This is a genomic window from Roseateles depolymerans, assembly GCF_003387155.1.
In the GTDB taxonomy this organism is placed as follows: Bacteria; Pseudomonadota; Gammaproteobacteria; order Burkholderiales; family Burkholderiaceae_C; genus Roseateles; species Roseateles depolymerans.
This window is the reverse complement of sequence record NZ_QUMT01000001.1, coordinates 1035902-1058153: the sequence shown is the minus strand read 5'-3', so window position 1 is coordinate 1058153 and position 22252 is coordinate 1035902. Positions and strand designations below refer to the sequence as shown.

At 66.6% G+C, this 22252-nt stretch carries 21 protein-coding genes and 1 riboswitch; of the genes, 11 read left to right on the top strand and 10 right to left on the bottom strand.

Annotated features, from left to right (window positions below):
• Nucleotides 1–27: 27 nt before the first annotated feature.
• The 6 genes from DES44_RS04585 to fliE form a co-directional block, all read right to left on the bottom strand.
• Nucleotides 28–558: a flagellar export protein FliJ gene (locus tag DES44_RS04585; RefSeq protein WP_058936019.1), complete on the bottom strand. Its 531-nt coding sequence runs from the start codon at nt 556–558 to the stop codon at nt 28–30.
• Nucleotides 555–1895: a flagellar protein export ATPase FliI gene (gene fliI, locus DES44_RS04580; RefSeq protein WP_058936020.1), complete on the bottom strand. Its 1341-nt coding sequence runs from the start codon at nt 1893–1895 to the stop codon at nt 555–557. The genes DES44_RS04585 and fliI overlap by 4 nt, the downstream gene beginning before the upstream one ends.
• On the bottom strand, nt 1892–2623 hold the full coding sequence (gene fliH / locus DES44_RS04575) for a flagellar assembly protein FliH (protein ID WP_083525748.1): 732 nt from the start codon (nt 2621–2623) through the stop codon (nt 1892–1894). The genes fliI and fliH overlap by 4 nt, the downstream gene beginning before the upstream one ends.
• Nucleotides 2620–3657 (bottom strand): FliG C-terminal domain-containing protein, encoded by a 1038-nt coding sequence (locus DES44_RS04570; protein WP_058936021.1) that lies wholly within the window; start codon nt 3655–3657, stop codon nt 2620–2622. The genes fliH and DES44_RS04570 overlap by 4 nt, the downstream gene beginning before the upstream one ends.
• Entirely contained in the window at nt 3641–5389 is a 1749-nt protein-coding gene (gene fliF, locus DES44_RS04565) for a flagellar basal-body MS-ring/collar protein FliF (protein ID WP_058937518.1), read from the bottom strand. Before fliF ends, DES44_RS04570 begins: the two co-directional genes overlap by 17 nt.
• Before the next feature lie 82 nt (nt 5390–5471).
• Nucleotides 5472–5708 (bottom strand): flagellar hook-basal body complex protein FliE, encoded by a 237-nt coding sequence (gene fliE, locus DES44_RS04560; protein ID WP_232310048.1) that lies wholly within the window; start codon nt 5706–5708, stop codon nt 5472–5474.
• Between the two features lie 157 nt (nt 5709–5865).
• On the opposite strand from fliE, the gene DES44_RS04555 reads away from it, so the two are divergent.
• The 8 genes from DES44_RS04555 to DES44_RS04520 all read left to right on the top strand — a co-directional run bounded on the left by DES44_RS04555 (nt 5866) and on the right by DES44_RS04520 (nt 13316).
• Entirely contained in the window at nt 5866–6168 is a 303-nt protein-coding gene (locus tag DES44_RS04555; protein WP_058936022.1) for a hypothetical protein, read from the top strand.
• 170 nt (nt 6169–6338) lie between these two features.
• Nucleotides 6339–6442: riboswitch (cyclic di-GMP riboswitch) on the bottom strand.
• 386 nt (nt 6443–6828) lie between these two features.
• Nucleotides 6829–7740, top strand: a complete 912-nt coding sequence (locus DES44_RS04550; RefSeq protein WP_083525749.1) for a FliM/FliN family flagellar motor switch protein — start codon at nt 6829–6831, stop codon at nt 7738–7740.
• 3 nt (nt 7741–7743) lie between these two features.
• Nucleotides 7744–8085: a FliM/FliN family flagellar motor switch protein gene (locus DES44_RS04545; RefSeq protein ID WP_116001403.1), complete on the top strand. Its 342-nt coding sequence runs from the start codon at nt 7744–7746 to the stop codon at nt 8083–8085.
• A 31-nt stretch (nt 8086–8116) separates the two neighbouring features.
• Nucleotides 8117–8911: a flagellar type III secretion system pore protein FliP gene (gene fliP, locus DES44_RS04540; RefSeq protein ID WP_083525750.1), complete on the top strand. Its 795-nt coding sequence runs from the start codon at nt 8117–8119 to the stop codon at nt 8909–8911.
• A gap of 15 nt (nt 8912–8926) precedes the next feature.
• Nucleotides 8927–9199 carry a flagellar biosynthesis protein FliQ gene (fliQ, locus tag DES44_RS04535; RefSeq protein WP_058936024.1) on the top strand — a complete coding sequence of 91 codons (273 nt, stop codon included), beginning with the start codon at nt 8927–8929 and terminating at the stop codon, nt 9197–9199.
• A 40-nt stretch (nt 9200–9239) separates the two neighbouring features.
• Nucleotides 9240–10031, top strand: coding sequence for a flagellar biosynthetic protein FliR (locus DES44_RS04530; protein ID WP_058936025.1), 792 nt, complete (start codon nt 9240–9242; stop codon nt 10029–10031).
• Nucleotides 10024–11214 (top strand): flagellar type III secretion system protein FlhB, encoded by a 1191-nt coding sequence (gene flhB / locus DES44_RS04525; protein ID WP_058936026.1) that lies wholly within the window; start codon nt 10024–10026, stop codon nt 11212–11214. Before DES44_RS04530 ends, flhB begins: the two co-directional genes overlap by 8 nt.
• Nucleotides 11211–13316 carry a flagellar biosynthesis protein FlhA gene (locus tag DES44_RS04520; protein WP_058936027.1) on the top strand — a complete coding sequence of 702 codons (2106 nt, stop codon included), beginning with the start codon at nt 11211–11213 and terminating at the stop codon, nt 13314–13316. The genes flhB and DES44_RS04520 overlap by 4 nt, the downstream gene beginning before the upstream one ends.
• Here DES44_RS04520 and DES44_RS04515 read toward each other — a convergent pair.
• Both DES44_RS04515 and DES44_RS04510 read right to left on the bottom strand, forming a co-directional pair.
• Nucleotides 13280–16021, bottom strand: a complete 2742-nt coding sequence (locus DES44_RS04515) for a zinc-dependent metalloprotease (protein WP_147306946.1) — start codon at nt 16019–16021, stop codon at nt 13280–13282. The genes DES44_RS04520 and DES44_RS04515 overlap by 37 nt on opposite strands.
• A gap of 225 nt (nt 16022–16246) precedes the next feature.
• Nucleotides 16247–18031, bottom strand: a complete 1785-nt coding sequence (locus DES44_RS04510) for a carbohydrate-binding protein (RefSeq protein WP_058936029.1) — start codon at nt 18029–18031, stop codon at nt 16247–16249.
• Nucleotides 18032–18303: 272 nt separating this feature from the next.
• Between DES44_RS04510 and DES44_RS24955 the strand changes: the two genes are divergently transcribed.
• From DES44_RS24955 to DES44_RS04495, 3 genes are all read left to right on the top strand, one after another.
• Nucleotides 18304–18756: a nuclear transport factor 2 family protein gene (locus tag DES44_RS24955; RefSeq protein WP_170156598.1), complete on the top strand. Its 453-nt coding sequence runs from the start codon at nt 18304–18306 to the stop codon at nt 18754–18756.
• Between the two features lie 81 nt (nt 18757–18837).
• Nucleotides 18838–20046 (top strand): MFS transporter, encoded by a 1209-nt coding sequence (locus DES44_RS04500; RefSeq protein WP_058936032.1) that lies wholly within the window; start codon nt 18838–18840, stop codon nt 20044–20046.
• Nucleotides 20046–20438 carry a DUF7668 domain-containing protein gene (locus DES44_RS04495; RefSeq protein ID WP_116001300.1) on the top strand — a complete coding sequence of 131 codons (393 nt, stop codon included), beginning with the start codon at nt 20046–20048 and terminating at the stop codon, nt 20436–20438. Before DES44_RS04500 ends, DES44_RS04495 begins: the two co-directional genes overlap by 1 nt.
• Nucleotides 20439–20773: 335 nt before the next feature.
• On the opposite strand, the gene DES44_RS04490 is transcribed toward DES44_RS04495, so the two are convergent.
• Both DES44_RS04490 and DES44_RS04485 read right to left on the bottom strand, forming a co-directional pair.
• A complete protein-coding gene (locus tag DES44_RS04490) occupies nt 20774–21292 on the bottom strand; it encodes a DUF2199 domain-containing protein (protein WP_058936034.1) in 519 nt (172 codons plus the stop codon).
• A gap of 209 nt (nt 21293–21501) precedes the next feature.
• On the bottom strand, nt 21502–22242 hold the full coding sequence (locus DES44_RS04485) for an AAA family ATPase (protein WP_058936035.1): 741 nt from the start codon (nt 22240–22242) through the stop codon (nt 21502–21504).
• Nucleotides 22243–22252: the final 10 nt, after the last annotated feature.

Sequence of the window (22252 nt, the reverse complement as noted above, 5' to 3'; positions counted from 1 at the left end):
TGCAAGGCGACCGGCCGGGCACAGTTCTTAAACATTCGACCCCCAGGTGGTGGGGCCGAAGCCGGTGGGACCAAAGGCGCTGAGGCTGCCGAAGCCGGTGGACGCCCCCGCACGGGCGGTAGCCGAGGCGGACTGCACCGCCTGGCTGGCCACCTCGTCGTCGCGTTTCTGTTCGCGGCGTTGGGCTTCCACCAGCGCCCGGGCATCGGCCAGGCTCAGCAGTTGCTGGAGCGAGGCCTGGCGGCGGGCTGACGCCATCGCCTCGGCCTGGGCCTGGGCCAGGTCGGCCTGCCGACGGGCCAGCTCCTGCCGCTGCTGGTCGGCCCAGGCCAGCATGGCCTGCTTGTAGACGGCGCTGTTCTGGGCCAGGCCCGGCAACTGGCTGCCGGCCAGGCTCGCATGGGCGCCCAGGGCTTCCAGCCGCTGCACGGTGCCCTGCACCCGCTGGCACAACTGCTGCTGCGCCACGAGCTGGGCCTGCTGGCGGTCGAGCTGGAGCTGCTGCAATTCCAGCAGGCGGCCCAGCTGACGCTGCGTGGAGGTGGACGAGCCGCTCATGCCAGCAACTCCTGCAGACGGGCCACGGTCTGCTCCATCGGCGCGCCTTCATGCGTGCCCTGGTGCAGGAAGGCTTCAATGCGGGGCCACAGGGCCACGGCGCGGTCGGTCGCCGGATCGGCCCCAGGCACATAGGCGCCCAGCGGCATGAGTTCACGCACCTGCTCGAAGCGGGCCATGAGCTGCTTCACCAGCCGGGCAGCCTCCTGCTGCGGGCGGCCGGCGACCAGCGACATGCAGCGGCTGATCGACTGCGCCACATCGATGGCGGGATAGTGGCCGCGCTCGGCCAGCGCACGCGACAGCACGATGTGGCCGTCCAGGATGGCCCGGGCGGTGTCGACCACCGGGTCCTGCTGGTCGTCGCCTTCGGCCAGCACGGTGTAGATGGCGCTCATGCTGCCGGGGCCTTCGCCGTTGCCGGCGCTTTCCACCAGTTCCGGCAGCAGGCTGAAGACAGAGGGCGGATATCCCCGCGTGGCCGGTGGTTCGCCCAGGGCCAGGGCCACCTCGCGGCGCGCCATGGCGTAGCGGGTGAGGGAGTCGATCAGCAGCAGCACATGCTGGCCCTGGTCCCGGTAGTGGGCGGCGATGCTGTGGCACAGCTCGGTGGCCCGCAGGCGCATCAGCGGCGATTCATCCGCCGGCGCCACCACCACCACCGCCCGGGCCAGGCCCGCCTCGCCCAGCGAGAGCTCGATGAATTCACGCACCTCGCGACCCCGCTCGCCGATCAACCCCACCACCACCACATCGGCGACGGTGTTGCGGGTGATCAGGCCCAGCAGCACGCTCTTGCCCACGCCGGAGCCGGCCATCAGGCCGACCCGTTGGCCACGGCCCAGCGTCAGCAGGCCGTTGATGGCGCGCACGCCGACGTCCAGCGGCTCGTCCACCGGGCGCTTGCGCAGCGGATTGACCTTGGGCGGCGACATGTTGAGGGGCAGGTCGCCCCCCAGCCGCCCCAGTCCGTCGATCGGCTCGCCCAGACCATTGACGATGCGGCCCAGCCATTGCGGGCCGATCATCAGATGGGTGCGTTCCACCACCGGCAACACGCGCGCACCGGCGGCCAGGCCGTCGGGCTTCTTGAAGGGCATGAGGTAGGCGGTCTGGTCGCGGAAGCCGACGACCTGCGCAGCCAGCCAGTCGCGCAGCGGCGCCTCGGTGCCCTCGGGCCGGTGGTCCGAGCCGGTCTCGATCAGGCAGCGCTGCCCGGTGCGCAGCGTGCAGCCGGTGGCTTCCAGCAGCAGGCCGGAAGCGCCGATCAGTCGGCCGGTGGGCGTGGCCACGGGCACTTCGCCCAGTTCCACGCGGCGCAGGGCATGGCTGATCATGGCTGATCCTCCAGCGGCTGCATCAAGGTCTCGCCCTCAGCGTCGTCCGACTCCACGCCTTCGGGCATCAACTGGCCCCGCACCTGCGTCATCACGGCGGACAGCCGCTGGCGGCAGCCGGCGTCGGCTTCACGGCCTCCGGCGACGACGCGGCATTCGCCCGGCTCCAGGGCGCTGTCGGCATGCAGGGTCCAGCCCTGGACACGTTCGGGCGCCAGCTCCAGCAGGCGTTCACGGTCTTCCGGATTGAGGAAGACCACCACGCCTTCGCGGGTCGGCGACATGGCCGACAGCGTCTCATCCACCAGCGCCAGCAACTGGGCCGGGCGCAGCGTCAGCTCGGCCCGGATCACCTGCCGGGCCACCCGCTCCACCAGCTCGACCACCTCGCGACGCACGGCCGATTGATAGTCCTTCTGCAGCTGGCACAGATGGGTCAACAGGGTGTCGACCGCCGCCAGCGGACTGGCCAGCAGCGCCTTGGCATCTTCCCGTCCGGCGGCCAGGCCCTTGGCATGTCCGGCCATCTCGGCACTGCTGCGCGCCTGCTCCTGCCCGCTTTGCAGTCCGCTCGCATAGCCTTCCTCGTAGCCGCGGGCCAGGCCTTCCTGGAAGCCCTGGGCCAGGCTGGCCTGCAGCTCGGCGCCGCTGAGGCCGGCCTGCGCGTCCGGCCCCCGCGACCCGATCTGGGCCAGCGGCGGAAAACGGTGCGGGCGAAGCGTCTTCATTCGACGACCGCCTCGGCGAACAGTTGCACCTGGATCTCGCCGGCATCCACCAGCGCCTTCACCTGCGTCATGATTTCGGCGCGGGCCTGCTCGACACGGCTCATCGGCATCGGGCCGCCGCGACGCATCAGGTCCTCGAAGCTCTGCGCCTGACGACGCGGCATGGCGGCCAGGATGGCGTCCCGCACTGCCGGCTCGGCGCCCTTGAGCGCCACGGCCCACAGCTCCAGCGGCACTTCCTCGATGAGGCGGGTGAGCGTGGCTTCGCTCTGGCGCGACAGCATGAAGAACTCGTACATGCTGGTCTCGATCTCGCCGACCACCACCGGGTCGTGCGCCCGCAGCAGCTCGACCATCTGCTGGCGCTGCTCCGGCATGCGGTTCAGGATTTCAGCCACCTGCTTGACGCCCTCGACCGTGGCGCCCTGCTGGCCAAGGCCAGCCAGGCAGCGTTCCACCAGCTCTTCCAGCTCGGCCAGCAGGTCGGCATCCACTTCCGACAGCCGCGCCATCTGCAGCAGCACACGGTCGCGGCTGGCGCTGGTGCTTTCCGGCAGGGCCCCCACCACCTCGGTGGCCAGGGCGCTGGGCAGGAAGGCCAGGAACACCGCCTGCATGCGTTGATGCTCCTGGCTGATCTGCTCGGCCAGCCACTTGGGCGAGGCCCATTGCAGGCGCTGCATCTTGGGACGGATGGCGTCGCCGTAGATGCTGTTGAGCACGCTGGAGGCGATCTGCTGCCCCAGGGCCAGGTCGAGCGATCGCTTGAGGTAGCTGCGCGACGCGCCATGCACGCCGCTTTGCTCGCGATAGTCGTCGAAGAAGTCCTGCAGGGAGGTCTTCACCCAGTCGACCTTGATGCCGGAGAGACGGGACATGACCTGCGTCACGTCCAGCAGCTCCTCGCGGGAGAGGCAGCGCAGGACGGCCGCAGCCGGCTCCTCCCCCATGCTCAGCAGCACGATGGCGGCGCGTTCGACGGGGCTCAGCGACGCAGCGCTGCCCGGCGGAATGAAATCACTCGCTTCGGCCATTTTTCTTCTGCACCCATTGCTTGACGACTTCCGCCACCCGCTCCGGCTCCTTGGCCGCGAGCACCTTCAGGTGGTCCACCAGCACGTCCACCGGCGAGCCGGGGGGCGGCAGTTCATAGTTTTCCAGCAGCGGCATCACCGGGGAGCTGCGACCCGTCGCGGGGGCATGCCCCAGGGCCGGTGCTTCGGCGGACGGCCCGCCCACGCCGACGGGGGCCGGGCTGCCGCCGCTGCTGCCCAGCGGTTGCAGCGGCGTGATCTCCGGGCCCTGCCCGGGATCGGTGCGACGGTCGTCCGCGTTGCGGCGGTCGGCCCGTGCCTTCGCCGGGCCCATGCCCAGCGCATGCTGGCCCATGCGCAGCAGCGGACGCGCAATCAGCAGATAACCCAGCAGGGCCGCCACCGCCCCGGCCGCCCAGCCGCCGACATCCACCAGGGTGTCGCGCTGCTGGTACCAGGGCTCGACCGCCGGTGCGCCGGGGAAGGCCAGGGAGGACACGGTCAGCTTGTCGCCGCGGGTCTTGTCCATGCCCAGGCCGTCATTGAGCAGGCGCTCGACCTTGGCCACGTCTTCGGGCGACCAGGTCTTGGCGCCGCCGGGCGCCGCCGCGGTGTTGAGCAGCACCGCCACGCTCAGCCGCTCCAGCCGTCCGCGGCTCTTGCGCACCTGGGTGATGCTGCGGTCGTAGGCGTACTGCCGGGTCGACGCATTCTTGCGGGCCACGTTGCTGTTGCCATTGCCGGCGGTGTCGTCCGGCCCGACCTGCGAGGCCGATGCCGCCGCAGACGCCAGCGCCGCCGCAGGCCGGTTGCTCAGCGAGCCGGGAATGCCGAGCGCGATGCGCTCACGGTCCTGCTCCTCGCGGGTGGCCTCGTTGGTCACCTTGGGCGCGTCGCCGTATTGCTCGCGGGTTTCCTGCACCCGGTCGTTGTTGACCTCGGCCGTAACGCTGAGCCGGTAGTTCTGCTCGCCCAGCACCGGGGCCAGCAGTTCATGCACATTGCGGCGGACCTCGTCCTGCACCCGCTTCTGGGCTTCATTGCCCTGAGCGGTGCCGTCGAAGCCTTCGCTCAGGTCCACGCGGGAGGACAGCAAGCTACCCTGCTGGTCCACCAGGCTGACGCGGGAAGGCTCCAGGTTCGCGACGGAGCCCGCCACCAGGTTGATGGCCGCGGCAATCTGCTCATGGCTGAGCGAGCGCCCGGGCTTGAGGGTCACCACCACCGAGGCCGAGCTCTTCTGGCCGTCGTTCAGCACGAACGAGCTGCTGCGGGCAATCGAGAGGTGCACACGGGCGCTCTCGACCGCATCCAGCGCCATCATGCTCTGCGCGAGTTCCCCTTCCAGACCGCGCCGGAAGCGGATGTCCTGCACGAACTGGCTCACGCCCAGCGGATCGTTGCGGTCCATCAGCTCCAGACCGGCCGGCAGCTTGGCCACAACGCCCTTGGCCGCCAGCAGCATGCGGGCCTTGCCCAGCTGCGACTCGGCCACCAGCACCTGGCCGCTGTCGGGATGAAGGCGGTAGGGGATGTGCTCGGCATCCAGCACCGACAGCACGTCGGCGGTGGGCACGCGTTCCTGGTGGCCGAAGACCGGCTTGTAGCCGGCCTGGTCGCGCCACAGCAGCATCAGCACCAGGGCGGTGACCACGGCGGCGAGCCCCAGCAGCGGCAGCGCGCCGCGAAGCCCGGCGCCGGCGGCCGGCGCGGCCTTGCCCAGCCCGCTCATCAGGCCGTCCAGCCGCTGGCGCCAGCCTGGCGCGGCGGTGGTGGGCACGGTTTGCAGTTCGTTCATGACCGGGGCCCCGCGTTCAGAGCTGCAGCTTGATCAGCTCATCCACAGCGCCGACCACCTTGTTGCGCACCTGCATGAGCATGGAGAAGGAGAGGCTGGCTTCCTGGCTGGCCAGCATGGCGCCCACCAGGTCGTCGCTCTCGCCGCGTTCGACGGCCTCCATGCGCGCGCTGGCGGCCTGGTCCTTGTCGTCGACACGGCGCAGCAGCTGCTCGAAGCCCATCCCATCCGGGTTATGGGAGGCACCCCCCATGAGCGCTTGCGCGTCATTCTGGAGACGGACGGCATCCTGGTTCAATAATGAATCCATGGCCGTCTGGGCCAGTGACGATTGAATCGCCGACACGGACATATCAAGCTCCCGACTGAACGTTGGCATTTTCCATATTCAAGAAAACGCGAATTTCTGGATGAGTTTTTCCCTCCGGAATATCCGGATGGTTTTCAAACTGAAAGGGTATTTCCTGGCGGCAGGCCTCCTCACCAGGCCTGCAAGACTCAAATATGTCTATTTAGTGAATCGCGACATATTTGAAAAGGGAAGAATCCGGGACGACGCGGGGACGCATCACAGGGCGGCAGACATGCAGCAGCGAACCCGCGGGATCGCGAGGCGAACGCTTCAGCAGCAGCGCCGCGCGGCACACCGCGAGGCCCCGCACGCGCCGGAAGTCCCGATCCACGATCGGAAACCGGCGGCAGCGAGCCGCTGAAAAAGACAGGGAAGTTCTTGTCTGCTGCATGGCTTGACCATCCTGTGTCACATCAAGTGTCAAGACGGGCTCACCGTGGCGAACGCCAAAAGCAGGTCACAACAGGCCCCGGTGGGGGCCTGGCAGGCATGTGCCCATGAAGCACGCGTCACGTGCCCCGCAGACTCAGGTCTGGCAACCCCGCTATCGTGACCTGACGCCCCGCAAGGGGGTGCCGGTGGTAGACCGGAGGCTTTGCGACCCCGGCTTTCGCTCGGGTGTGCCCTGATGTGACGGACTGTAGTGGCTGCATCCGTACGCAACAAGGACTTCTTGTGCAATGCCGCAAAGCAGTATTTGCCAACGTGAAGAAGTTCACATCTGACAAACGCAAACTGACATGGATTCCGCTCGATCTGCGTGAATCGCGCCGATGTTTGATAAATATGAAAACGCTAACACGATGTCCCTGCCAGGGGTAAGGCGACCCGGTAATAGGATGACTTAAATTTGGAATACCCGCAGCCTGCCCAATTGCAGGCGTCCATTGCATAGTGCATTGTGAATTTTTAACGTCCACTGGATTTACGAATATCCTGGACCCCTGCAAAACCCGCATTCGATTCCTAGAATGAAGTGGTTATGGCATCACGCCTTTATTGAGTCCGCCACGGATCCCCCATGACCAGCCCTGCCCTTTCTCCCCGGCCCGCTGCGCTTGATACGCGAAGCCTTGGCCGTCCGGTGCATCTGCTGCCGCGGGTGGCCGTCCGCCTGCGCGAGACGCTGCATCGCCAGCTGTGCCTGCCCTGGAACCGGCGCTATCACGCCCACTACGATCTGCGCGAGGTGAGCCTGCAGCCGCTGGATCGCGCGGCGCGTGAAGCCGAGGTCCTGCTGGACCCGGACGCCGGCCGCTGGCTGCATGCCATGGGCCCCTCCGGCCTGGTGGCCTGCCGCATCGACCGCGCCCTGGTCAACGGGCTGATGGCGCGGCGCCTGGGCCTGGCCAGTGCCAGCACCGACGCCCCGGCCAGCGAGCTCAGCGCCCTGCCGATGACGGCCACGGAAGAGCGGCTGCTGCAGGCGCTGGCCCGCCAGGGCTGCCAGTTGACGCTGCAGGCGCTGGCGCAGGTCGCCACCGCAGCGCCCGACAACGATGAGGCAGGGTCGAACGACCTGCCGCCGCTGCAGATCGGCGGCCTGCCGACCAACTGCACCGATGCCTGGGAAGTCACGCTGCTGGTGCGCGATGCCGATGCCCGCCCCGAGCGCGACATGCATCTGCGGGTGGTGCTGGATGGCGCCTATCTCACACCCCTGCTGAGGCGCCTGGCCGCCCAGCATCGCGGCCCGGCGCGCGCGGCCGTGGCGGTGCAGCCGCTGGCCCGCCGTCTCACCCTCAAGCTGCAGGCACGCCTGCTGGAGCAGGAGATGGACCTGGGCAGCGTGCTGGACCTGGCCCCCGGCGCCCTGATCCCCATCCATCTGGCCGACGCCACCGTGCTGGTGGAAGGCTCGCCGCTGATGCGCGCGGCGGTGGCCGAGCACCACGGCAAGCTGTGCCTGACCTCTTTTGAAGACCTGGAGTGATTGATGATGAGTGATACCGACCTGATCGCCGGTCTGCTGAATGAGCCGCCCGTGGAAGACGTCCCTGTGCTGGACCCGCGGCCGCCGTCGCGCGACCTGCCGGCCCTGATGCGCAAGATTCCGGTGACCCTCACGCTGGAGGTGGGCGAGGCGCGGCTGTCCCTGCATGACCTGGCCCAGCTGCGCAGCGACAGCGTGGTGGAACTGGACACCCTGGCCGGCGCGCCGCTGGTCATCAAGGTCAACGGCACGGCCATCGGCCATGCGGAAGTCGTGGTCAGTGGCGACAGCCATGCGCTGCGCGTGCTGGACATCGACGGGCTGGACCTGTCGTCGCTGGGCTGACATGGCCGCGGGCGCCGCATTGCGGAACCGGATGCTGGCGGCCCCTGCAGGGCTGCGCCGCGCCTGCGCGCGGACGGCCGGGCCGATGCTGGGGCTGGCGACCGGCCTGACCCTGAGCCTGGCCTGCCATCCCGCCGTGGCCACCACCATCAAGATCGCCGGTGGCAACGCCGCGGGCGGCGGCGGTGAGTTCACGCTGAAGACGCAGGTGCTGGTCATCATGACGCTGCTCGGGCTGCTGCCCGTGCTGGTGTTGATGATGACCTGCTTCACCCGCTTCGTCATCGTGCTGTCGCTGCTGCGGCAGGCGCTGGGGCTTCAGCAGGGCCTGCCCAACCGCCTGGTCACCGGCATCGCGCTGATCCTGACCATCCTCGTGATGCGCCCCATCGGCGTGCAGGTCTACGACGAAGCCCTCAAGCCCTACGACGACGAGAAGATCACCCTCAGCCAGGCGCTGCGCGTGGCCGAGGCGCCCATCTCCCGCTTCATGCTGGCCCAGACCAGCAAGAGCGCCCTGGCCCAGATCGCGCAGCTCTCCGGCGAGACGGCAGTGACCAAGCCGGAAGACCACAGCTTCCCGGTCAAGCTGGCCGCCTTCACGCTGTCGGAGCTGAAGACCGCCTTCCAGATCGGCTGCATGCTGTTCATCCCCTTCCTGGTCATCGACCTGGTGGTGTCGTCGGTGCTGATGGCCATGGGCATGATGATGTTGTCGCCGCTGGTCATCTCGCTGCCGCTCAAGCTGCTGCTGTTCGTGCTGGTGGACGGCTGGACGCTGACGGTCAACACGCTGGTCTCCAGCGTGCGGGGCGTGGGCGGCTAAGCCCGGAAGGAGCGGATGATGACGCCGGACATGGCCATCGACCTCATCGGCGAGAGCCTGAACCTTACCCTGGTGCTGGTGCTGGTGCTCATCGTGCCGGGCCTGCTGGTGGGGCTGATGGTGGCGCTGTTCCAGGCCGCCACCCAGATCAATGAGCAGACCCTGTCCTTTCTGCCGCGGCTGCTGGTCACGCTGCTGGTGGTGGGCGTGACCGGGCGCTGGATGGTCGGCATGCTGATGGACTTCTGCGTGTCCGTGTTTGAGCGGGCCGCGCAGTGGGTCGCCTGAGGCACCGCACGGGTACGGACACACGGACGGGGACCACGCCGTGGACATCGACTTCAACCAACTGACCGCCTGGCTCGCCGCGCTGTGGTGGCCCTTCTGCCGCACCATGGCGCTGCTCAGCGCCGCGCCCACCATCGGCGATGCCGGCATGCCGGTGTCGGTGCGGGCGCTGCTGTCGCTGGTGCTGGCGGTGGTGCTGATGCCGGTGTCGCAGACCACGGCGGTGACGGTGTCGGCGTTTTCGCTGCAGGGCATCGTGGTGGCGGCCGAGCAGGCCCTGCTGGGTTTGGCCCTGGGCCTGACCTTCCACCTGGCCATGGCCGTCATCGGCGTGCTGGGCTTCCTGCTGTCCTCACAGCTGGGGCTGGCCATGGCGGTGCTCAATGACCCGATCAACGGCAGCTCGTCCGACGTGGTGGGCGCGCTGCTCAATGTGCTGTGCGTGCTGGCCTTCTTCTCCATGGACGGGCATCTGCTGTTCACCGCCGTGCTGGGCGAGAGCTTCCGCGCCTGGCCGGTCGGCGCCGGGCTGTCGGCCATTACGCTGCAGAACCTGGTCTACAACCTGGCCTGGGTCTTCTCGGCGGCGCTGCTGCTGGCGCTGCCGGTGGTGGCCGCCACGCTGGTCGTGCAGATCGGCATGGGCTTCCTCAACCGAGTGGCGCCTGCGCTCAATCTGTTCTCGCTGGGCTATTCGCTGGTGACGCTGTTCGGGCTCTTCATGCTCACCCAGATGCTGGCCTCGGTGCCGGCCCACTACCTGCGCATGACCCAGCACCTGCTTCAGCTGATCGAGCAGGGCATGCGCGCGCCGGGAGGTCTGCATGGCTGAGGGCAGCAGCGGCGACAAGACCGAAAAGCCTTCGGAGCAAAAACTCCGCAAGGCTCGCGAGCAGGGCCAGGTGGCCCGCAGCAAGGACGTGGGCGCCGCCGTGGGCTTGCTGCTGGGGCTGAAGCTGCTGGTGTGGCTGGCCCCGCGCTACCTGGAAGATTTCGGCCGACTGTTCCGGCTGGTGCTGGCACCGCTGGATGGCGAGCCGGGCCTGGGCGCGCTGGACGCCCGCTGGGGTGACACGGCGCTGGAAGCGTTGTGGCTGATGGGATCGATGGTGCTGCCGCTGCTGGCCCTGCCGGCGGCGGTGATCCTGGCGACGCAACTGGGCGGCGGGCTGTCCTTCGCCACGCAGCACTGGGCGCCGCAGTGGTCCCGGATGAATCCCCTGTCCAACCTGGGCCGGCTCTTCAGCACCAAGCACTACAGCGACCTGGCGGCCACGCTGCTCAAGACCCTCGGGGTGCTGGCGGTGCTGATCTGGATGGTGGCCGGCATGGCCCACGATTATGTGCGGCTGCAGGGCCTGCCCCTGCCGCAGGCCCTACTGCAGGCCGGCAGTCTCACCATGGATGCGCTGCTGACGCTGGCCGTCGTGCTGGCGCTCTATGCGATGGTGGATGTGCCGCTGCAGCGGCTCTTCTTCCTGCGGGGCCAGCGCATGACCAAGCAGGAAGTGAAGGACGAATACAAGCAGAACGAAGGCCGCCCCGAGGTCCGCCAGCGCATCCGCCAGCTCCAGCAGCAGCTGGCCCGGCGCAGCATCCGCAAGGCGGTGCCGGAGGCGGATGTGGTGATCGTCAACCCGCAGCACTATGCCGTCGCCCTGCGCTACGACAGCCAGCAGGCCGAGGCACCCTATGTCGTGGCCAAGGGCGTGGACGAGATGGCGCTCTACATCCGTCAGCTGGCCCGTGAGTTCCAGGTGCAGCAGCTCGAACTGCCGCCGCTGGCGCGGGCCCTCTACAACACCTCGCAGGTACAGCAGCAGATTCCCGCGACGCTCTATCAGGCCGTTGCCCAGGTGCTGAGCTATGTGATGCAGCTCAAGGCCTTCCGCAGCGGGCAGCGCAAGACCGAACCGCGCCTGTCCACCGACCTGCCCGTGCCCGCGCATCTGTCGGACCCGCCGGGCAGCACCGACCCTTCTCCTGATCCGCGCCCATCCGAGGACCGCCGATGACCCCCTCCTCTCCCTTCCGCCAGCGCCTGGCCGACCTGCGTGAACTGCGGGTTGCCGCGCCGCTGTTCCTGCTGGCCATCCTGGCGATGGTCATCCTGCCGATGCCGCCGGTGTTGCTGGATGTCCTGTTCACCTTCAACATCGTGCTGGCCCTGGTGGTGATCCTGGTCAGCGTGAACAGCAAGCGGCCGCTGGACTTCTCCATCTTCCCGAGCGTCATCCTGGCGACCACGCTGATGCGGCTGTCGCTGAACGTGGCCTCCACCCGCGTGGTGCTGCTGCATGGTCATGAGGGCACGCATGCCGCCGGCAAGGTGATCGAGTCCTTCGGCAATGTGGTGATCGGCGGCAACTTCATCGTCGGCCTGGTGGTGTTCGTCATCCTGATGGTGGTGAACTTCATCGTGGTGACCAAGGGCGCGGAGCGGATCTCCGAGGTGTCCGCGCGTTTCACGCTGGATGCCCTGCCCGGCAAGCAGATGGCGATCGACGCCGACCTCAATGCCGGCCTGATCAACCAGGAGCAGGCGCAGAAGCGCCGCAAGGAAGTCGGCACGGAGGCGGACTTCTACGGCGCCATGGACGGCGCCAGCAAGTTCGTGCGCGGCGATGCGATCGCCTCCATCCTCATCCTGCTGATCAACCTGGTGGGCGGCGTCGCCATCGGCGCGTTCATGCATGGCCTGAGCCTGGCCGAAGCGATGCGCCAGTACGGGCTGCTGACCATCGGTGACGGCCTGGTGGCCCAGATTCCGGCGCTGCTGCTGTCGTCCGCCGCCGCGATCATCGTCACCCGCGTCAGTGATTCAGGGCAACTGGAGACGCAGGTCAGCGAGCAGATGCTGGCCTCGCCGCAGGTGCTCTACAGCGCCGCCGGCGTGATGCTGGTGCTGGCGCTGATTCCCGGCATGCCCTGGATGGCCTTCAGTGCCTTTGCAGTCGCCCTGGCCTATGCGGCCTGGCGCATGTCGAGCCGCCCCAAGGAGGCGGTGCAGGCGGCCACGCCGGTGGCCGCGGCCCTGGTGGCGGGCGCACCGCCGGAGATCGACTGGCAGGCCCTGCCGGTGGTGGAGGCCGTGTCGGTGAGCCTGGGCTACAAGCTGGTGAGCCTGATCGACCCCGGCCAGGGCGCGCCGCTGCAGACCCGCGTGCGCGGCATGCGGCAGTCCCTGAGCGAGACGCTCGGCGTGCTGCTTCCCACACTGCAGGTGCGGGACGACCTGTCGCTCAAGCCGAGCCAGTACGCCATCTCGCTCAGCGGTGCGGTGGTGGCGCAGGCGGAGCTGTATCCGGACCGGCTGATGGCGATTGCCTCCGGCCAGATCTTTGGCGATGTGGATGGCATTCCCGGCTTCGACCCGGCCTACGGCATGCCGGTCACCTGGATCACGCCGGAGGACAAGGCCCATGCGCTGGGGCTGGGCTACCAGGTGGTGGATGTGCCCAGCGTGGTGGCCACGCATGTCTCCAAGGTCATCCGCGAGCAACTGCCCGAGCTGCTGCGCTTTGACGACATGGCGGCGCTGATGGAGCGGCTCAATGCCATCGCGCCCAAGCTGGGCGCCGCTCTGGACAAGGCCTACACCCATGCCCAACTGCTGAAGGTGATGCGGCTGCTGCTGACCGAGGGCGTGTCGGTGAAGGACATCCAGACCATTGCCTCGACCCTGGTGGAAAACGCCGAGGCCACCAAGGACCCGATCCTGCTGGCGGCCGAGGTGCGCTGTGCTCTGAAGCGCCAGATCGTGGCGCAGTTGCAGGGGCCGCAGCAGGCGCTGTCAGCGCTGAAGGTGTTCAACCTGGGCAGCGAGCTGGAAAACCACCTGCTCAATGCGCTGAACCAGGCACGGGCGGGCGGGGCCAAGGTGCAGCTGGACAGCTTCCCGGTGGACCCGCAGTTGCTGTCGCAGTTGCAGCAGCACATGCCCGGCGCGCGGGATCAGATGAAGGCCCAGGGCACGGCGCCGGCGCTGCTGGTGATGCCGCAGGTGCGGCCGCTGCTGGCGCGGTATGCGCGGCTGTTTGCGCCGGGCCTGGCTGTGCTGTCCTACAACGAGGTGCCGGATCAGAAGGAAATCGCGGTGGTGGGGACGCTGGGTTGAGCCGGGTCCCGACCCTGCACCTGCCCGGGGGTCTGCCCCTGGCCCAACTGCGCCCGTCCAAACTCCTGCTGCACGAGCTGGTCGTACAGGGCCTGCCCGTCGTCCCAGCAGAGGTCCTGCGCCTGCGCGCCATTCCATGAGAAGCCCATGAAGAGCGTGATGCCGCCGCCGGTGCGCGGGTCCAGCACTCGGGCGCTGTAGTCCGCCAGGCCGGCCCAGTGGGCTCGCTGCACCGCATCCGGTGCCTTGCCCGCCGCTGCCTGCATCTGCTGACGCAACTGCTTCATCTCCTCGCGCATGAGAGTCCGGCTGTCATCCACGGCGGCGCCCGGCGCATTGATGCGCTCGGCCAGCAGCTCCAGATAACCGCGCTGCAGGTTGCGGCGGATCGGCGTCACGCGGTGGCCTGAGGGCAGCTCGGTGAAGATGCCCTGCCGCAGGTCCTGCAGCAACTGGTCCACCCCATAGGCCTTGTCGCCCAGCAGCGCGGACTGGTCCTGCATGCGGCGGGTGCGGGCCTGGTCCAGCAGGTAACGCAGCAGCGCGCGCTGGTAGACCTGCAGCATCATGTTGGGCTCCCAGGTGCGCAGCCGCTCGGTGACCGTTGGCTCCAGCAACCACTGCGGCGTGGCGAACAGCTGTTCATTGAGCAGCTTGACCGCACGCGCCTGCTGGACGCGCGACACCGGCTCGGACACCGGTCCGGGCTGGTCGTTGTGCTTGTTCTGCACACGGTAGCCGCCCACCAGCGCAATGACGTGGCTGAGCTCCCGGCCCCATTGACCCGCCAGGGTGCGGTAGAGCTGCTCCACCGTGCGGTCGTCCTGGCCGTCCCGCACCGTCGTGGACGGCAATTGGCGAACAATGCGCTTGAGGTTCTGGATGCCCAGCGTGGTGGCCGTGACCGCATCCGCATCCCCGATGGCCTCGACGTTCTCGCCGGCATCACCGCCGTCCGCCTTGGGCGAGGAGAAGCGCAGCCAGGGCTTGCTGTCCTGCTCGCGGGCCCAGGCATTGAGGGCGGGCAGTTCCTCCTCCGGTGTCTTCGCCGACGGGATGGGGGTGTAGCCCCAGCGGGTGGCGAATACGTCATAGGGGCCGACGCCGGGAATCAGCAAGGCCGGGTCGACCTTGTCCTCCGGCTGCACCAGGTAGTTGAAGCGCGCATAGTCCATCAGCGAGGGCACATGGCCCATGGTGCGCAGCCACTGCGGGTCCCGCAGCTTTTCCACCGGATACAGCGAGCTGGACTTCATGTTGTGCGGGAAGCCCAGCGCATGGCCCACCTCGTGGCTCACCACGAAGGTCACCAGCTCGCCCATCAGGTCGTCCGGCAGCGGCAGCTGGCGGGCGCGCGGATCGACGGCGCCGGCCTGGGTGATGTACCAGTCCCGCTGCAGCTGGAGGATGTTGTGGAACATCACGACATTGGCATTGAGGATCTCGCCGCTGCGGGGATCACTCAGGTGCGGGCCGTAGGCATTGGCCACCGGCGACGGCACCCAGCGGATGATGCTGTAGCGCACGTCCTCGGGGTCGAATTCCGGGTCTTCTTCCTTGGTCGGGAAACGGCGCGCCTGCACCGCGTTCTTGAAGCCTGCCGCTTCGAAGGCCTTGTTCCAGGCTTCCACACCCTTTTTCACGTACGGGACCAGCGCTTCGGGCGTTGCGCTGTCGATGTACCAGACGATGGGTTTGATCGGTTCGCTCAGGGGCGCGTCCGGGTCCTTCTTTTCAAGCCGCCAGCGGGTGATCAGCCGGTCGCGCTTGAGTTCCTGGCCGCTGGCGCCAAAGTCCACGCGGGACACGTTGAAGAAGCCGACCCGGTCATCCATGAAGCGCGGCCGCATGGCTTCCTTGGGCAACTGGACGATGTTGTAGGCGATGTTGACGCTGCCCGCGCGAGACGGCGAGGACGGCGGCACCACCGGCATGCCGGGGATGATCAGCGGCTGCGCGCCGATCTGGTAGGTCTGCACCGCATCGATGCGCACGCTGGCCGGGAAGGCCTTGGTCTGGTCGATGTAGCTGCGCGAGGGGTCCGGGCCGCTGCCGCGCAGCATGCTGCGGGCGCTGAAATCGCCGACCTCGCTCAGGAACAAGCGGCTGACCTCGATGACGGGTGCGCCGTCCTTGCCCAGCGTCTCGACCGGAAAGCTCGCCAAAATGGGGTCACGCTGGGAGCGCTGCACCGCGTCCGCATTCGGCTTGCCGGGGTCGGTGACGAAGGCGTGGGAGATCTGTTGCAGGTAGAGCCGGTTGTTCTTCAGGACGAAGCGGACCACGTCCTCGTTCAGCGCGCGGCCCACATGCTCCACCCCGGCCGGCACCTGGGTGGCATTGGCCACCATCAGCAGGGGCTGGTCCAGCAGTGCCTTCGGGATTTCGAAGTACAGCCGGGTCTTGATGGTGTGGATCTTGAACAGGCCGTCCTGGGTCTTGGCGTCCGGGGTGATGACCTTGTCGTAGGGCTTGGGCTCGGACGGGTCGATCGCCGTGGGCGCGCTGGCGGCGGAGGCGCCGGGGGTGGACACCAGAGGGACGCGGGACAGCGGCACCACGCCGCGTGGGCCGGAGGCGGGCTGGGCGGCCGGCGTCGGGGCGGCGGCAGCCTTGTCAGCGGTCTTGGGCGTACCAGGGCCAGTAGCAGCGCAGGCGCTCAGCAGCGCCACCGACACCATCGTGAGTCCGAACTGTCGTTTCATCTATCCCTCGGGGAAACCTTCCGTCGGGCTGATGCTAGCGCGTGCGGAGAGGGGGATCCGGGCAGAGGGAGAAATTTACCGAGGCGGCGAACCATTGAAGCGCGATTGCGAACGGCCTGACTGGACTCGCAAAAAAGAATGGCAGCCCTGACGGCTGCCCTTTTCATCGCGGATGTGCAAGGTCCCGCGAATGCCTCGAAGAGGGCCCTCCAGGGGCCCGCCGCATCACGACTTGGTGATCCGGAACCAGTTCAGGTTGTAGCCGCCATTGCGCACGGCAATGCCGAACTTGCGCTGGCCGGCCGGCAATTGCACCGTGTGCTTGACGGTCACCCAGTTCTGCCAGCCGCCGGTGGACGGAATGTTCACCGACCCATACACCACGCTGCCGCCCGCTTCTTCCAGTTGCAGGTTGCCGCCGCCATTCAGGCTCGCGACCCGGTATTCAATCGTGTAGGTGCCGGCCGTGGCGATGTTGACGGTCGGGTAGGACAGCCAGTCTCCGGCGTCCAGATAGCCGACATTGAGACCGCCGCCTGAATCGGTCGTGGCTTCGGTCTGCACGCCGCTCATCGCGTCAAAGTTTTCCGCTTGAATGGTGATGCCGCTGTCCACCGGATCGCCTGACCGGCTGATGTCCACCCAATTGAGGTTGAACCCGCCCGACTTCGCCACGATCCCCAGCGTCTGTTGGCCGGCCGGCAGGGAGACGGTCTGCGTCACTGTCGTCCAGTTCTGCCAGCCGCCGGTGGACGGCAGGTTCACCGTGCCATACACCGCGCCGCCACCGCCCTTTTCCATCTGGATGGTGCCGCCACCGGAGGCACTGGCCACGCGGTACTTGACCACATAGCTGCCAGCGGCCGGCACATTGACGTCATAGGTCAGCCAGTCGCCGGTGTCGATGTAGCCGACATTGCTGCCGCCATTGACGTCCGTCGTGGCTTCCACCTGCACGCCGGACATCTGGCAATAGGCTTCCGCCTGGATCTGCGCCGGAATCGAGACACGCGTGCAACCCGGTGTCGGTGCCGGGCCGGCGGGCCAGCCGCCGATGATCTGCTTGGTCAGGGCACCGGATGCGGTGAGCTGGCCCGCGGACCAGCCGCCCTGACTGCTGGCGCCCGGCACCAGGGCCGATGCGCCTTCGGACTTGTCATTCAGCGCCCAGTTGGCATTGCTGATGCCCTTGGCCTTCATGAAGTCCACCCAGGCCCAGGTCTCGCTGGTGGCGACGCCGCCATCCCCGCTGGCCCCGACCGAGCCCCATTCCGTCACGAACAGTGCAATGCCATTGTTCAGCGCGGTCTGGGCCTTGTCGCGCAGCCATTGGCCGTGACTGCCGGCGTAGAAGTGCAGCGTGTAGGCGATGTTGGCGCCGCTGATCGGGTCCCGCGAGGCGGCATCCACATCCTGAGACCAATTGGGCGTGCCCACAATGATCAGGTTGTCCGGGTCCACCGCGCGAATGGCATTGATCACCGCCTGCGCATACGGCTTGATGGTGCCGCTCCAGGAGATGTTCAGCGGCTCGTTGTAGACCTCGTAAATGACGTGATTGTTCTTGCCATAGGTGCGGGCCATTTCATCGAAGAAGGCCACGGCCTGGGCGCGATAGTCCTCGGCATGATGGCTGTGCCAGTCGATGATGACGTACATGTCGTTGGCAATGGCGGCATCCACTACGGCCTTGACGCGGGCCTTGTTGCCGGCCGGGTCCTGCAGGTAACCGCCCCCTTCGTCCACGCCCATGGCCACGCGAATGACGCGGGACTTCCAGTCATTCTTCAACCAGCTCACCACATTGCCGTTGTAGTACTTCTCGCCGCCCCAGCCGGTGTTACTCCAGAAGAGACTATTGCCGGCAAAGCTGGCGGGCTGCCCACCGGCCAGGATCTTGTTGCCGCTGACGGACAGCGGGGCAACGTCCGCCATGGCAATGGCGGTGTGGCCGATCAGCAATGCGGCCAGCAGCGCGTGACGCGCGGTGCACAGGGACTTCAGCTTCATGACGAGGCCTTTCTTGAGCAATGAATTGGAAGCGGACGAGTGCCCCTCCCAGGGCTTCTCAACGCCGGGAAAGTGTTCCATGCAAGCGTGTTAGCGTGCTCCCATCAACCAGCAACAGTTGGCAACTTGCTGCTAACGACGCAATGCCGCGGACGGCGGCTCGTGTCACCGATGGCAATGACAGTCCAGCATTCACGGATCTTCGTCATGGCCTTGAATGGATGCGAAACGCCGGCCGCGTTCCCGAAGTCAAGGCTGCAGATAATCAGCCGATGAATGCCACGCCCACCCTCGCCCCATCGACCGCCGATCCAGACCTCCTCCACACGCTCCGCGCCCTGGAAGTGGAGCTGCATCATCCAGGCGTACGCTGTAACGCTGAGCGGCTGGCGCAGCTGATGCATGAGGACTTCGATGAAGTCGGCCGCTCAGGACGCATCTACACGAGGGAGACGGTCACACGCTTGCTGCTCTCCCAAGAGCAGCCGCCGGCGATCGTGCCGGATCGCTTCCGGCTGGTGATGCTGGCCCCGGATGTGGCCTTGCTCACCTACCGAAGCGCCCATCGGCAAGCCGATGGCTCGTTGACCCTGCACACGCTGCGCTCGTCCGTGTGGACGCACAGCCTGCAGGGCTGGCAATTGCGGTATCACCAGGGCACGCCAGCCGCCGAGACCTGGGATCGTCCCGAAGAGACCGCGTTGACTCACACATCGCACCCATAGAAGCCTCGGCACACGTTCAGAAACGCAGCCGACGCAGAATTCACCGTCGGCCCTCCCGCCGCCGCTTCCGGTGCCCCCCTGATGTCGTCCATCTCCCCGCCCACCGAGCCCGCTCAATCGCCCGAGTTCTCTTTCCGCAAGATCGCCCTTCCGGCGTTCGGGCCGTCGTTGCTGTTCGGTCTGGGGGAAGGCGCCATCCTGCCCATCGTGCCGCTGATGGCGCGGGACCTGGGCGCTTCGGTGTCGATGGCCGCCTTCGTGGTCACGCTCATCAGCCTGGGGTCGCTGCTCAACAACGTGCCGGCCTCGCTGATCACGATGAAATGGGGAGAGCGCGGCGCCATCATCGCCGCGGGCATCTGGAGCGCGCTGGGCATGTGCCTGTCGGTGTTTACCCACGAGCTGGTGTTCTTCGCGGCGGGCTGCTTCATGGTGGGCATGTCCCAGGCGGTCTACAACCTGGCGCGGCAGAGCTACCTGACCGAGGCGGTGCCGCCGCTGTATCGGGCGCGTGCCTTGTCCACGCTGGGTGGGGTGATGCGGATTGGCATGTTCATCGGGCCCTTTCTGGCGGCCGGTGCCATTCATCTGTTTGGCGTGTCGGCGGCGTTTGCAGTGGGCATTGCCGGGGTGCTTTGCGCGGCGGCCATCGGGGCGCGCCTGCCGGACTTGCAGGCCCCTCCCCTGCCCGCTGGACAGGCCGCTCCGGCACCGGTGAACTTCCGCAGCATCTTGCGGGACCACCGGCATGTGTTTCTCACGCTGGGCCTGGGCATCTTGCTGGTGAGCGCCGTGCGCTCGTCGCGGCAGGCGGTGATTCCGCTGTGGGCCGATCACCTCATGCTGGCGCCTGCGGCTGCGTCGTTGATCTACGGTCTGTCCGGTGGCGTGGAGATGCTGCTGTTCTATCCGGCCGGTCGGGTGATGGACCTGAAGGGCCGGCGCTGGGTGGCGGTGCCGTCGATGGTGACCATCGGCGTGGCCATGCTGCTGATGCCGTGGACCACGGGCATGACCTCACTGCTGATCGCAGCCATGGCGGTGGGCATTGGCAACGGCATTGGCTCGGGCCTGATCATGACGCTGGGGGCGGATCATGCGCCGCGACTGGGGCGGGCGTATTTCCTGGGCGTGTGGCGATTCCTGTCGGACGTGGGTGGATCCAGTGGGCCGGCATTGCTGTCGGCGCTGATTGCGACGGTGTCGCTGTCGGGGGGGATTGCGGTCACTGGGCTGCTGGCATTGCTGGCGGCTTTGCTGCTCGGGATGTGGATTCCGCCGAGACGTTGATGAGCACCCTCCCAGACACCCCGCCAGCCGTCAAAGATGACAGCCGGGAGCACCCAATTGCGGGCGCCTGGCGTCCCATGCTTTGTGACATCGTCCGTTGCTTTGTGGAGGGTGATTACGCCCTTTCAAAAGGCGTTGATGGCGTCGATCCGGTTTCATCGGAAAAAGCCCAGCACATTCGTGACGCCTTGGAGGACTACGGCGCCACGCTGGTCGAACTGCCTGAAACGACGTGGGAGACGTCGGTGGCGCAGTGGACCGGCGACTTTTGGGACGTGTTCGTCGATCTGTGGACGGCCGAGGAAGGGCAGAGTGACCTGGTCCTTCAAGGGCGGGTCACGGAGTCTGAGGACGGTGCTCGGTTCTCGATACACCTGGTTTATGTGCCCTAGTGATTGGGTTACACAGCGCATGAAGCATCTTCTAGCCTGCATCCCTTTGGCGACAAGCCTTGTCTGCGGCTTGGCCCAGGCTGGGGTTCCTACACGGCCACCACCTTGGTTCTGATTCGGCCTTTGATGGGTGACCGGGAATGCAAGGTCGTTTCGACTTCGCCGCCCAGCGGGCTTTTAAGAATTCAGTCGGCGACCTGCCGATGAGGGGTCGCGACTCGCGCGAGGTGTGCCGTGTGTCCTCTGGCCGCCACCAGCGTGCGCATGACAACGGCCGGCAAGCAGAGGCGGACGGGTGGCTCCGGGTCGCTCATGCTGGGGTCTGATACTCCGGTTTACGCCTCAGTGTCGAAATGCCCCACTGCGTGGAGCAGGTCGTGATGACGCTTGCTGCTGATGCCGCTGCGTTGCTCGTGCGCCAGTGCGTGCGTGGCATTGGGCAGGAACAGGAATTTCGGGCGACTCCCCCCATTCTGAAACTCGACTTGAACCTCAAGGCTCATGGTCTCGGCATAGCCGGGAATGGTGTTGGCGAGAGTGCCGGTCGCCGTGGCACCTTGCAGGGCGTCATCGTGGAAGCCCGCGACGTAGCGATCATGAGTCGCCTTGTTGACCTCCACCCAGACGCCCCAGCAAAACTGGTCCTCACGTTCCTGGAACGGAAGAGGAAGAATTCCGCGCAGAAAGAATCTGGATTCGTCGAGCGTGCAGAGATCGGCATTGCTGCGCGACTTTGTGTAGCGCTCGAGGTAGTTCAATGCGTGCACTTCGTCGGGGAGACGGAAGCCATAGTCGGTCGGAAGACCCGCATGCACTTGGCCGCAGGTCGAGCAGGTGAAAGAGGCATCGGTCATTGGGTGTTGTCCTTCTCAATGATGACGAGGTGGAGTTCTCGTCTGGTCACTTGGTCATGACTCCGGTCTCTTCACTTCCCGCCATGGAGCAATCGCTGAAGGACGCTCCGCAGGGATTCTCGGTGACCGTGGACCGCCCCTGTCACAAGCACAAGCTCGATGGATTCAGAGTGCAATTGGGACATTCACATGGGAGACAACAAGCAACATCACGCATCGTCTTCATCAGCAAGAAGTTGCTGAAGGCGGCGCGGATAGTTGTTCAGGAAGTCCTGCGTGATGGCGTAGTGTTCCGTGTCTTCATAAGCCACCTCACTCAGACCAGAACTGTCGAACTGAATGATCTTCGCATGGGGATAGGACAGCAGGATGGGTGAATGCGTGGCAATGATGAACTGCGACTGATCCTCCACCAGCTGGTGGATGGCTCTGAGTGCCGCCAGTTGCCGGTTGGGTGACAGTGCCGACTCCGGTTCATCGAGCAGATAGATGCCGTTGCCGCGCAGCTTGTGAACCAGCACCGCCATGAAGGCTTCCCCGTGGGAGCGCTCGTGCAGCGACCCACCATACCCCTGCACGTAGCCGGTGCTGTCCATGTAGGACGCCACGTTGAAGAAGCTTTCAGCGCGGAGAAAGTAGCCATCCTTCGGCTGCGGCACCCCCTTGGCGATCCGCAGCGCGTCATGCAAGGGAGACACGGAATCCACGGTGCTGAACTGGACATTCTTCGTCCCTCCCTCCGGCCCGAAACCCAAGGCCACGGCCAGGGCCTCCATCACGGTGGACTTGCCAGATCCGTTCTCGCCGACAAAGAACGTGACATTCGGATGAAACTTGATGTTCTCCAATTCACGAACAGCAGGAACACTGAATGGATAGGTATCGAAATCGAATTCGACGTCTGGTTTGAAGGATGCGTGAAGCAGATACGGCTTGACTCGACGGACCATTGCAATTCCT